General features: G+C 65.9%; 10 protein-coding genes. 6 read left to right on the forward strand and 4 right to left on the reverse strand.

The genetic code is table 11. From position 1 onward, the window contains the following. Nucleotides 1-27: 27 nt before the first annotated feature. Nucleotides 28-1,290, reverse strand: a complete 1,263-nt coding sequence (locus tag OIN59_RS00105; protein ID WP_274105894.1) for a porin — start codon at nt 1,288-1,290, stop codon at nt 28-30. A gap of 431 nt (nt 1,291-1,721) precedes the next feature. Here OIN59_RS00105 and creC point away from each other — a divergent pair, with 431 nt between their 5' ends. The 3 genes from creC (at nt 1,722) to OIN59_RS00120 (ending at nt 5,093) form a co-directional block, all read left to right on the forward strand. After that, on the forward strand, nt 1,722-3,188 hold the full coding sequence (gene creC / locus OIN59_RS00110) for a two-component system sensor histidine kinase CreC (RefSeq protein WP_274105895.1): 1,467 nt from the start codon (nt 1,722-1,724) through the stop codon (nt 3,186-3,188). 112 nt (nt 3,189-3,300) lie between these two features. Next, entirely contained in the window at nt 3,301-4,737 is a 1,437-nt protein-coding gene (gene creD, locus OIN59_RS00115; protein WP_274105897.1) for a cell envelope integrity protein CreD, read from the forward strand. After that, a complete protein-coding gene (locus OIN59_RS00120; protein ID WP_274105899.1) occupies nt 4,734-5,093 on the forward strand; it encodes a hypothetical protein in 360 nt (119 codons plus the stop codon). Before creD ends, OIN59_RS00120 begins: the two co-directional genes overlap by 4 nt. A 348-nt stretch (nt 5,094-5,441) precedes the next feature. Here the strand turns inward: OIN59_RS00120 and OIN59_RS00125 are convergent, their stop codons facing one another. Beyond that, nucleotides 5,442-5,978, reverse strand: a complete 537-nt coding sequence (locus OIN59_RS00125) for a hemerythrin domain-containing protein (protein ID WP_274105901.1) — start codon at nt 5,976-5,978, stop codon at nt 5,442-5,444. 286 nt (nt 5,979-6,264) lie between these two features. Further along, nucleotides 6,265-6,483, reverse strand: coding sequence for a CsbD family protein (locus OIN59_RS00130; protein ID WP_015012165.1), 219 nt, complete (start codon nt 6,481-6,483; stop codon nt 6,265-6,267). Between the two features lie 384 nt (nt 6,484-6,867). Here OIN59_RS00130 and OIN59_RS00135 point away from each other — a divergent pair, with 384 nt between their 5' ends. The 3 genes from OIN59_RS00135 (at nt 6,868) to OIN59_RS00145 (ending at nt 11,670) form a co-directional block, all read left to right on the forward strand. Beyond that, nucleotides 6,868-8,742 carry a DUF1800 domain-containing protein gene (locus OIN59_RS00135; protein ID WP_274105906.1) on the forward strand — a complete coding sequence of 625 codons (1,875 nt, stop codon included), beginning with the start codon at nt 6,868-6,870 and terminating at the stop codon, nt 8,740-8,742. An 8-nt stretch (nt 8,743-8,750) separates the two neighbouring features. Then, nucleotides 8,751-10,205 (forward strand): DUF1501 domain-containing protein, encoded by a 1,455-nt coding sequence (locus tag OIN59_RS00140; protein WP_274105908.1) that lies wholly within the window; start codon nt 8,751-8,753, stop codon nt 10,203-10,205. Between the two features lie 88 nt (nt 10,206-10,293). Next, a complete protein-coding gene (locus OIN59_RS00145; protein WP_274105910.1) occupies nt 10,294-11,670 on the forward strand; it encodes an NAD(P)/FAD-dependent oxidoreductase in 1,377 nt (458 codons plus the stop codon). 77 nt (nt 11,671-11,747) lie between these two features. Here OIN59_RS00145 and OIN59_RS00150 read toward each other — a convergent pair whose 3' ends face one another. Further along, a complete protein-coding gene (locus OIN59_RS00150) occupies nt 11,748-12,440 on the reverse strand; it encodes an ABC-type transport auxiliary lipoprotein family protein (RefSeq protein WP_274105912.1) in 693 nt (230 codons plus the stop codon). Nucleotides 12,441-12,490 lie beyond the last annotated feature (50 nt).

Consider the following 12,490-nt stretch of genomic DNA (forward strand, 5'->3'; position numbering starts at 1 on the left):
CGCGCAAGAGCCCCTGCGCTGCAGGCCTCAGAAACGATGGCGAATCGACAGTGCCAAGCTGTTGACATTTTTTCCGGGCGATGCCGCAACGCCGCCCAGGAATCCGTTGCCGCCCAACATCTCTTGCGACGTGTTTTTGTTGTTCAGGTGTGTGAGTACGGCATTCAGGTCGGTGCGCTTGGACAGGGCATACGTGTAAGCCACACCATATGAAGAGCGATCCGCATTGAACGGGCGTTTGTCGTTCATGTTGTTATAGGCCACGACCACCGTGTGCACGCCGCTGGTGATGCGGTAGCCAATCTGGAACAGGCGTGCGTCTTGCCGGAAACCCTGGATGAATGCGTTCTGCACCAGGCTGGCAACGGGTGCCGTGGCGGGATTGGCCGACAGGACGGCGGCTATGCCGGACAGGTTGGTGGGGTGATCGTCCTTGATGGTGCTGAATTGGCCTGACAGCGTGCCCGGCCCGACATCCACCGTCGCGCCCAGAACGGCGGTCGTCAGCGACTTTTCGCCCAGCTCGTTGTTGCGGTTGTTGTAGCCACCGCCGAAGGAATAACCGTTGCCCTTGTACATGGCCATGGCACCCCACAGCCGCCCTGCGCTCGAACGGCCTGCGACTTCTCCAGCGGCGTACATCGCGGTGGCGGTGAACCCGTCTAGCTGCAGCCCGTACTGGAGGGAGTTGCTCACGCGAATATCGAACGAAGCTGGAATAGCCACCAACTGCCCAAGTGACAGGCTGGACTCGGTCTTCATCGCGTCAAAGTTGGCGTTGGCCAGGTAGCCCGGTGTGTACTGTCGCCCGAATGTGAAGGCCCCGAACGGAGTGATCAGGCCGGTGAATATTTGCCGGTCAAAGAAATTGTTGCCCAAGTTGACGCCCACGGAATTACCGATCTGGGTGGCCACGGCAGAAACGGCGGGCTGCAGCGCAGCTGGCAGGCCCAACGACCCTGCATTGCTCAGTCGGTCCGGCAGCCGCCCTTGGGAAATGGGGCGATTGCTCAGTGCGCCGGTGTCTGCTTCCAGCCGCGATTCGAGCGTGAAGACGGCGCGGTATCCACCGCCCAGGTCTTCATTTCCCTTGAATCCGAGGCGCGAGCCTTGCATGTTTCCGCTGGTGAAGCTGGTCATGGAACCACCGGATGCTCCGGTGACATGGTTGATGCCAATGTCGACGATGCCGTACATCGTGACACTGCTCCCGCCAGCCGCGCTTTGCGCCATGCAAAACGACGAAAAGCATCCGAGCACGGCTGCTGATAGGGCACGCATTTTTTTCATCACTTGTCTCCTGTTGCTGCATGAAATTGGCAGATGCCCACGCCACATCGTGGGCAGCTCCGGGTTCAGCCTAGGTGACAGGTCTCAAGCGGTAACAGCGGGTCGCTCTGGATCGTTGGAGCAGCCCAGTCGTACTGACCTGTTTTCGCGCGAAAACGTTGCACGTTTGCAACTTCTGTGGACCGCGCAACAGGCTTTGCGTCCCCAAGGTGCATCTCGCGCCAGATGGCAAGGACTGCGTCGCAGCATCACGCACAGGAAGCTCGCATCGCGTTTGCCAAGTTCACCTTGCGATTCAACCGCCTGTACGATCTGGCAAGCATGTCCGCTAGGCTGCTACGCACTGCCATCCCCATATCGTCTTGCTTCATCCCGAAACTCAGGGCTTCTGAGACGCTTTGCCGGTCAAGATTTTTTAAGAGAACTGCCCCATGCGCCTGGGCATCCGCCTGCTGTTCGCCTTCTTCCTCATCAACGGCATTGCCGCGTTTTTTGTGCTGCGCGTGTTCATGGCCGAGATCAAGCCCAGCGTGCGCGAGGTGATGGAAGACATGATGGTGGACACCGCCAACATCCTGGCCGAGCTGGCGAGCGAAGACCTGGCCGCAGGACGCCTGGCGGTGGATGCCGACAACAGCAGCGCCAGCCCGTTTGCGCAGCATGTGCGCCGCTATGCCACGCGGCCCATCGACGCGGCGATCTGGGGTTTCTCCAAGCAGTCGCTGGACTACCGCATCTACGTGACCGACACCACCGGCCGCGTGTTGTTCGACTCCGAAAACCGCGCCATCGGTGCCGACTATTCGCAGTGGCGCGACGTGGCACGCACGCTGCGCGGCGAGTATGGAGCGCGCTCCACGCGCGAGGTGGAGGGCGACGACACCAGCGGCGTGATGCATGTGGCCGCGCCCATCTACGTCAAAAGCCAGATCGCGGGCGTGCTCACCGTGGCCAAGCCCACACGCACGGTGCAGCGCTTCATCGACCGCGCCGAGCGCAAGGTGTTCATGGGCGGGCTGCTGCTGCTGGCACTCTCGGCTGCCGTGGGCGTGGCGGTGACGCTGTGGATGGTGTGGAACGTGCGCCGCCTGCGCGACTACGCCTTGAGCGTGCAAGGCCCGGCGGATGGAGAGCACCACGACCCCGCCGCCCCACCCACCACCGCCCTGGCCGTGCCCGAGGTGCCCGGCGAGCTGGGCGACCTGGCCCGTGCCATGGACCGGATGCGCGCACGGCTGGAGGGACGCGACTACATCGAGGGCTATGTGCGCGCCCTCACGCACGAACTCAAAAGCCCCGTGGCCGCCATCCGGGGTGCGGGCGAACTGCTGCAGGACGAGCTGCCCGCCGCCGACCGCACCGAGTTCGCCACCCAGGTGGTGCAGCAAAGCGAGCGCCTGCAGCGCATCATCGACCGCTTGCTGGAACTGTCCAAGCTGGAGCAACGCCACCATGCCGAAGGCCGTGCGCCGGTAGCGCTGCGCGACTGCGCCGAAGCCGCCATTGCCCAGACCCGCGCCCGCGCCGGACATCGCGGCATCACCCTGGCGCTGGAGGGCCACGGCACCAGCGGCCCGTGGGAAGCCGAGCTGGTGACGCTGGCCCTGACCAACCTGCTGGACAACGCAATCGACTTTGCGCCCGCTGGCAGCACGGTGCGGGTAGAACTGAATGGCGCCACGGTGGCCGTGCAAGACAGCGGCCCCGGCGTGCCCGACTACGCACTGGCGCGCCTGGGCGAACGCTTTTTCACCACCGCACGGCCTGGCGGCGAGCGCAGCGGCTCGGGCTTGGGCCTAGCCATCGTCCAGCGCGTGATGGCGCTGCACGGCGGCAAGATGGTGGCGCACAACACGGCCCCGGGCCTCAGGGTAGAGCTGGTGTACCGCGCCGCCTGAGCGGCGGAAGACACGGTCAACGCTCCCCACTTCACACTGGCCTCACAAACTTCATAGCGCCCTCACAGCGCGCCACAACACTGCCTCCACAACATCATTTGTGGAGGAACCCTTGCTCAAACACCCCCTGTTCATCAAACTGGCGGCGCTGCTCGCCATCACCGTGCTGCTGCTCTTTGGCCTGGGCCTGATCGAAGACGTGGTGCGCGACCGGCTGCGCTACCGCAGCATCACCGCGCAAAGCGTGGCCGAGAGTCTGGCCGGGCCGCAGACCATGATGGGCCCCATGATCCACAGCGCCTGCGTGGAAAGCTGGGATGAAGAAGTCGGCAAGGGCGACGAGCACCGCATGGTCGAAAAGCGCCGCGAGTTCATCCTGACCGCCATGCCCGAGCAGCTCAAGCTCACCACCGGCGCCGCGATGGAAGAGCGCGCACGCGGCCTGCACAAGGTGAACACCTACAACCTCAAGGCCAACGTGACGGCGCAATGGGGTTCGCTGGCCAGCCTGCTGCCCCAGAGCAGCATGAAAAATTCACGCATGCACTGCGGCGCGCCCATTGTGATGATGGCCGTGGGCGATGCACGCGGTATCCGCACTGCGCAGTTCACCATGGGCAGCCAGACGCTGGCCCTCAAGCCCGGCACCTTCCACCCCACCTACAGCCGGGGCCTGCACGCGGTGCTGCCCGAATCCGTGCGTGGCAAGGCCGATGGCCTCACGGCCACGCTGGATCTGGAACTGGTGGGCACCGAACGCCTGGCCATCGTGCCGCTGGGTGGCAACACCGAGGTGCTGATGACCAGCAGCTGGCCCCACCCGTCGTTTGCCGGGCGCTTTCTGCCATCGGAGCGCGAGGTCAAGAAGACCGGTTTCTCGGCCCAGTGGCGCCTGTCGTCGCTGGCCACCACGGCACAGGCCGACATTGCGAACGGCAAGCGCATCTGCCTGGGCGCGGATGAGGGCAGCGACTATGCACACAGTGGGGCCACACCGGGCGACTGTGCCGACAGCTTCAGCGTGGCCTTCATCGACCCGGTCAATCCCTATTCCCTCTCGGACCGCGCGACCAAGTACTGTGTGCTGTTCATTGCCCTCACCTTTGTGGCCGTGGGCCTGTTCGAGCTGATGCAGAAACTGCGCGTGCACCCGGTGCAGTACCTGCTGGTGGGCAGCGCGCTGTGCAGCTTCTTCTTGCTGCTGGTGAGCCTGTCGGAGCATCTGCCGTTTGGCATTTCGTACGCGGTGGCCGCCAGCGCCTGTGTGCTGCTGCTGGCCTATTACGCCAGCCACATGCTGGGCGGGCTCACGCGCGGGGTTCCGCTGGGCGCGGGCATTGCGTTGCTGTATGGCCTGCTGTACGTGCTGCTGCAGCTGGAGCAGACGGCGCTGGTGGTGGGTGCGATTGCGCTGTTCCTGGTGCTGGCTGCGGTGATGGTGCTGACGCGCAAGGTGAACTGGTACGGCCTGGCGTCCGGCGGCACGCCCCCGCGCGCCACCACGCCACCCGTCCAGCGCCCTGCCGCGCCCCGCACGGAGGCCGCATGAACGCCGCCGCTCAAACCACCCGCTGGGCCCAATACCTGGCCCAAGCCCAGACACTGACGCCGCCTGCGAGTGACAGCCCCGCAAGGGGCCCCGCGCTGACCGATGCCGAAGCGGCCCGTGTGCAGCGCCACCGCGACCGGCTGATGGCAGCCCTGCGGTCGCAGGACCGACGGGCCTTGCAATGCGCCAAAGAGCAGGTGCTGGACGCGGCCTTTTGCCCGCGCAGTGCAGACGCAAACCACCCCCACGGAGGACCTGCTGGTGTTGCCGCAGATTCACCCGCCCTTCGCAGGGCGCTGCGCGACCTGGCGTGGCGCACGGCAGGCCTGCTGTTGCCGCGCCACCCAGGGTTCTGAAAGCCCGGCTGCAGGGCCATGGACAGGCCCCGCCAACCGAATTTCGGTCAAATAGGGTGATAGCGCCCATGCAATATGCACTAACAGCTATCAAAAACGGAGCATTTGCACCACTATCGCCGTCCGGCTGCGTCCCTCACGTTTGGCGGTGTAAAACCCCTGGTCCAACAGGCGCAGAGGTATCCCTAGCCCTACCGGCCGCAGCGGGTCGACCCGCACGAGTCCCATGCTGAACAACAGCGCCAGCGCCGGGTCGGGCCCTGAGGCGGATCGGCACGCCACACCAGCGCCGTTGCTGCCCGGGTGAAAGCCCCGTGCATCTGCATCACGGGGGGACCAGGGCAGTGGTCAGGCGGGCACGGCGGGCGCAGTGGCGGGGTGAGCGGTGGACTCGTCGGCACCCGGAGCGTCGGAGTCCGAGCAGGTGGTGCCGCCACAACCGTGGATCAGCGCGCCTGGCAGCGCTCCGGGGGCGTGCACCACGCCCGTCGCCGGGTCAAACCCCACGCGGCGCAGGTGCAGGGCCAGCGAGGCATCCATGCTCTGCGCATGCTGCGGGAACCACAGCGCCAGTTCGCTGGCCATCACGCGCAGCACCTGGAGGTCGCCCTGCTCGGCGCGTGCCGTGCCTTCGCGCATCACCTGCAGCACCACCTTGTGCTGCATGCTGTGGCAGTTGCCCGAGGCAAAGCGGGTGGAGGACATCCAGTCGTCTTCCTGACCAAAATGCTGCTCGGTGTGCTCCACCAGCGTCCGCCAGCGGGACAGCAAGTCAGCGTCACCGGCCTGGTCCACGGCGGCCAGCAGATCGACAAACTCCCGATGGGTGTCATCCATCAGGGGCAGGTCGAGGTTCAACGCATCAGACCATTCGAGGTGGGCCATGGGACTCCTTGGGCGGGCAGATCAAACGAAGGCGCGAGCTTAGAAGCCCCCGCCCGGCCGCGTGTTGACGCAGGTCATGGCATGGCGCCATGGGGTGGATCGGGCAACCTAGCCCCTTACACCACCGCACCAGCGCATCGCCAGAAACAACAAGACCCTGCACCGCGCAGCGGGCAGGGTCTTGTCATGCTCTGAATGGAATCAGGTCAGGCGCCCTGCGCCCCGCCCCGATGGGGTCATGGCAAAAGCGGTGGCAGCCATCGGACCCGCAGCGCAGGCGGCGCTATCAGTCGTTGAAGCGGAAGTCAGGATGGCGGTCCTGCCACTCCTTGAGCTGCTTTTCTGCCGCATCGCGGGCGATGCCCTGGCGCTCTTGCAGCTTGCCCAGGAACTGCTCGCGCTTGCCGTCAATGACATCGAAGTCGTCGTTCGTGAGCTTGCCCCACTGCTCGATCATCTTGCCCTTGAACTGCTTCCAGTTGCCCTTGATGGTGTCTTCATTCATGGTGTGATTCCTCAAAAAACTTCGCTTCAGCCATCCACTCGGAATGCGTGGAACCTTTGCGTGATGCGATGAAGTTCACTGTAGAAATGATCTGGGGCAGACACCGTAGTCCATGCCACGCAGCACGCGTCAGCACAGGACTACGGGCGTGACGGACGTCACCGATGCAACGGCGCCCGCCCTCGGGGGGGATCCCAGCCAAGAACACCAAAGAAGCACCCCAGGAGTACAAAGTGTTGCAACCGCCCATCAGTCCGCGCACCGCCTGCGGGCCCCTTACCAAGGTTTGTTTCGCTTGGTAACACTTGTGTTTCCAGGCGGGCACCGCCTGTGATTTAGTCGTGGCTGTGCTTGCCCGACTGCGCACTTTTCACCACGACCAACATGACACATTCATACGAGGAGACTCTGACAACTGCGGTTGCAGAGGCACCAGAGGGCCAGCCCCTCACCCCCGAACACGCCACGACCGCCAGCGGGGCCCACGCGCCCTTGTTGACGGCGCTGTTTGCGTCCACCGCCCTGGCCGCCTGCGGTGGCGGGGGTAGCGACAGCGCGCCGGGCACAGGAACACCTAGTGCACCCGCGCCATCCACGCCCACGCTGGGCAACTACGCCCATCCCTCGGCCACGACGGACAACGAGGCCGCCCGTTTTCTGCTGCAGGCCCAGCTCTCTGCCTCGACTACCGAGATCGCAGCCCTGCGCGCCACCACCTATGCCGACTGGCTGGACAGCCAATTCAGTGCGGGCCTCAGCCAAGGCGGCTGGGACTGGCTGAACCAGCGCGGCTACGCGGACATCAGCAACGACACGGCCTACTACGACAACTCCTACCCCGCCGACTACATGATCTGGTACCAGCTCATGAAGTCACCCGACGGGCTGCGCAAACGCGTGGCACTGGCGCTGTCCGAGATCTGCGTGGTCTCGCTCAGCGGCGTGGACATCACCTGGCGCTGCCATGCCATGGCCTGGTACTGGGACCAGCTGGTGAACAACGCGTTTGGCAACTACCGCTCGGTACTGGAGAACGTGACGCTCAACGCGGCCATGGGCTACTACCTCAACACCCGTGGCAACCAGAAGGAGAACCCCGCCACGGGCCGCCAGCCTGACGAAAACTACGCCCGCGAGGTCATGCAGCTCATGTCCATCGGGCTGGTCGAGCTGAACCCCGACGGAACCCCCAAGAAAGACGGCGCCGGCAAGCCCATCGACAGCTACACCATGAACGACGTGACCCACCTGGCACGGGTGTTCACGGGCTACGACTACGACCAGACGCAAAACGTGCCCACCACCGTGCCGGGCACCACGCGCGTGGTGTCCAACACCACTTTTGCGCGACTGCCCATGGCGCTCAATGCCTCGCGCCACTCCACGCTGGCTGCCACCTTTCTGGGTACCACGGTGCCCGCCAATACGCCGGGCGCTGCGGCCCTCAAGACCGCGCTGGACACCCTGTTCAACCACCCCAATGTGGGCCCCTTCATCGGCAAGCAGCTGATCCAGCGCCTGGTCACCAGCAACCCCTCGCCCGCCTATGTGGCCCGCGTGGCGGCCGCCTTCAACAACAACGGCGCCGGGGTGCGTGGCGACCTGCGCGCAGTGATCAAGGCCATCTTGCTGGACGACGAGGCACGCTCGCCCACCGGGTTGCCTCAGCCCGGCTTTGGCAAGCTGCGCGAGCCCATGCTGCGCCTTGTGCAATGGGGCCGCACCTTTGGCATCAACTCGGTGCAGGGCAGCTGGAAGATCGGCGACCTGAGCGACCCTGGTTCGCGCCTGGGCCAGAGCCCGCTGCGTTCGCCCTCGGTGTTCAACTTCTTTCGCCCAGGCTACGTTCCGCCGTCCACGGCCCTGGCGGCTGCGGGCGCCGTGGCCCCCGAGTTCCAGCTGGTCAACGAAAGCAGCGTGGGGGGTTACCTCAACTACATGCAGGGCGTGATCCGCAACGGCATCTACGTGAACGCCCCCGAGCTACCCAACAACGGCAGCACATCCAACAACGGGTATGACATCAAGGCCAGCTACACCAACGAGCTGGCCATCGTGGCCGACGCAGACGCGCTGGTCGCCCGCACCAACCTGCTGATGTGCGCTGGCCAGCTGTCCGCCGCCACCGTCAAGCTCATTGCGGACGCACTGAAGGCAACGCCCGTCACCGCCGCCAGCACCGACGCGGTCAAGCTCGACCGCGTGGCGGCCGCCATCTTCCTGGTGATGGCTTCGGCCGAATACCTCGTTCAAAAGTAAGCCCTGCCATGCACCTGCTTCAACCCGAACTCCACACCCGCCGCGCGTTCTTGCGCCGCTCCACCCAGTTGGGCCTTGCGGGCACGGCCCTGCCCTTTGCGCTCAACCTGGCCGCCATGGGCGAAGCCGCCGCCTTCAACGCCACCGACTACAAGGCGCTGGTCTGCGTGTTTTTGTATGGCGGCAACGACTATGCCAACACCGTGGTCACCTACGACGACGACAGCTACAACCGCTACAACACCATCCGGGGCGGTGGCTCTGGCCAGACGGCAGGCGGCATTGCACTGGCCAAGGCGGCCCTCGCCCCCACGCTGCTGACGCCCACCACGCCGCTGCCGGGTGGCCGCCAATACGCACTGCACCCCGCCATGACGGGGCTGGCCGGTCTGTTCAACAGCGGTAAGGCCGCCGTGCAGCTCAACGTGGGCCCGCTGGTGGTGCCGCTGACCCGCGCGCAGTACAACAGTGCCGACCGTGCCACCTACCCCGTGCCGCCCAAGCTGTTCTCGCACAACGACCAGCAGTCGGTGTGGCAATCGTCGTCGCCCGAGGGCTCCACCGTGGGCTGGGGCGGCAACATCGGCGACCTGGCGCTGTCGTCCAACGGCAACTCGCTGTTCACCTGCATCTCGGTCACGGGCAATGCGGTGTTCCTGTCGGGCGACTCGGCCCTGCAGTACCAGGTCAGCACCAATGGGGCCGTAGCCATCAACGGTGTGAAGAACCGGGTGTACGGTTCTTCGGCGGTGCAGAGCGCGCTCGCGTCGCTCATCCAGCAGCCACGTGCGCAGACGCTGGAGAACGAATACAACCGTATCACCGCCCGCGCCGTGACGGCCGAAAGCCAGATCACCAACGGACTCGCGGGCGTGACGCTGTCCACCACCTTCCCCAACAACAACTCGCTGGCCAACCAGCTCAAGATGGTGGCCCGCCTGATTGGCGCGCGCAACAGCCTGGGCAGCAAACGCCAGGTGTTCCTGGTGTCGCTGGGCGGCTTTGACCTGCACGACAACCTGATCGCGCAACAGCCCGTGCTGATGCAGCGCGTGAGCGAGGCCATGACGGCGTTCTACAACGCCACGGTGGAGTTGGGAGTGGCCGATAAGGTCACGGCCTTCACCGCATCTGACTTTGGGCGCACGCTCAGCTCCAATGGCGACGGCTCGGACCACGGCTGGGGCAGCCACCACCTGGTGGTCGGCGGCGCGGTCAAGGGCAAGGCCTTCTACGGCAGCGCACCGCCGGTGAGTGTGGGTAGCACCGCAGCGCCCGAAGACCAGTGGCACGTGGGCCAGGGCCGCCTGCTGCCGTCCACCTCGGTGGACCAGTACGCGGCCACCCTGGCCAAGTGGTTTGGTGTGGCCGACAACGAGATGGCGGGGGTGCTGCCCAACATCACGCACTTTGGCGCAGCGGCGGGGCGGCCGGACTACCCGGTAGACCTGGGGTTCCTGTAGCCCTGTCCAGCCCTCGCAATGCGGGGGCTACCCGGCCTCGATCATGGCAAGGTCCTGGGCCACCACCCGGCTCCCCAATAATCGCCCCATGACGACTCCCTCGGCTTCCCCGCTTCACCCCCGCGTGGTCATCATTGGCTGCGGATTCGGCGGCCTTGAAGCCGCTCGGGCCCTGCGCGGCGCGGCGGTGGATGTGACCCTGGTGGACAAGACCAACCACCACCTCTTTCAGCCCCTGCTCTACCAGGTGGCCACGGCCGGGCTGTCGGCCCCGGCCATTGCGGCGCCCATCCGGCACCTGTTCCGGCAGCAGCGCAACGTGACCACCCTGTTGGGCGAGGTCACGCGCATTGACGTCGGCCAACGCACCGTGCACCTGGCGGACGGCGCGACACTGCCATATGACCACCTCATCGTTGCCGCCGGTGCCACCCACAGCTACTTTAGCCGCGACGACTGGGCGGCCTACGCGCCCGGCCTCAAGACGCTGGAGGATGCCTTCGAGATCCGCCGCCGCATTCTGCTGGCGTTCGAGGCGGCCGAGAAGGAGCCCGACCCCGCACGCCGCGCAGACTGGCTCAACTTTGTGGTCGTGGGCGCGGGCCCCACAGGCGTGGAGATGGCCGGCACACTGGCAGAGATTGCGCACCATACGCTGCCCGGCGAGTTCCGCCACATCGACCCCGCCAGCGCGAAGATCATCCTGCTCGAAGGCGGTGCACGCGTGCTGCAGGCCATGCCCGAGGCCCTGAGCCAGCGCGCCAAGGAGCAACTGGAAAAGCTGGGCGTGGACGTGCGCCTGAACGCCCGCGTCACCGCCATCGACAGCGATGGCCTGAAGGTCGAATCGCTTGCAAGCGCTAGTACATCAAGCGCAAACAGCTATCAAATAAATAGCAAATGCATTGTATGGGCCGCTGGCGTGGCAGCGTCACCTCTGGGCCGCCACCTGGCGGATGCCACCGGTGCCAGCATCGACCGCGCGGGCCGCGTGGTGGTGGAGCCCGACCTGACGTTGCCCGGCCACCCCGAGATCAGCGTGATCGGCGACCTGGCGGCGGCCAAGAGCCACGTGGCGGGCCATGAGCCCACCCCCGTGCCCGGCGTGTCGCCCGGCGCCAAGCAGATGGGCCGCGCCACGGCGGCCAACATCCTGCGGCGCCTGGCGGGCCAGCCCACCCAGCCGTTTCGCTACCGCGACTACGGCAACCTGGCCACCATCGGCCGCAACTCTGCCGTGGTGGACCTCACCTCGCCCGCCGGGCCGGTGCGGTTCTCAGGCTACTTTGCGTGGCTGTTTTGGCTGTTTGCGCACGTGTACTTTTTGATCGGCTTTCGCAACCGGCTGGTGGTGCTGCTGGACTGGGCCTGGGCATACTGGAGCTTTGCGCGCTATGCGCGGGTGGTGACGGGCATTGAACGCCATGAGACCGCGCCCCCGTCCCCGACACCGCCGGGCACCTGACGGCCACGCGCGCCGAGTGGCGCAACGGCCAAAGCCAGCGCCTTGACTGCAGGCTCTCGCCACAAAGACCTGTTGCGTTACTGCCCCACCTGCTCCACCCACGCCGCCAGCTCACTGGCCAGCTGGCCCGACGCCGCTGCCAGAGCGGCCACGCCGCCCGCCGCATCGGCCGAACGTGCGGGCTGCTGCACGATGAACACGCGCTGCCCGCGCAACGATTCGCCTGCCGGGGTCAACTCAACCACCGTGGCGCGAAGGCGCACTACGCCCGCGCTGTCGCTCGGGCTGGTGAACAGGTGGCTGAACTCCTCCAGCTCGGTGCGCAGCACCAAGGGCAACTTGTTGCCCTGGGCCGACTCGCGCGCCTGGGCGGCGCCGTCGTCGGCCTTGAGCACGGCGCGGCGCTGGCCCAGTTGTTCGCGCAGGCGCTGCTGCAGCAACTGTGCAGGCGGCTGGCTCCAGCGGGCCTGGCTGTAGGGGCGCAGCTGCTGGGCGTCGGCATAGGCCAGGCGGTAGAGCACGGCATTGCCCCCCTCGGGCAGGCCGGGTGCATCCATATCGGCCATCGCCAGCGGCGGCAGGGATGCACGGCGGTCGGTGGGCGCCGTAGCCAGCGGGCCGGGGCCAAAGTCATACAGCGCCGGGCGGGCCGGAGGCGCTGGCAAGGCAGAGCAGCCCGTGAGCACCAATGCCGCAGCCAAACCACAGCCCCACAGCAGGATAGCGCCCGATGTATATGCCTTGTTTGCTATGTCTTTAATAGTAATCATGATCACTCCTCACAGAGGGCCTGCACCGCCGATGCGGCGCGGGAGGGGGT

Origin of the sequence: Acidovorax benzenivorans, assembly GCF_028680575.1 — a bacterium.
GTDB classification, from domain to species: Bacteria; Pseudomonadota; Gammaproteobacteria; order Burkholderiales; family Burkholderiaceae_C; genus Acidovorax; species Acidovorax benzenivorans.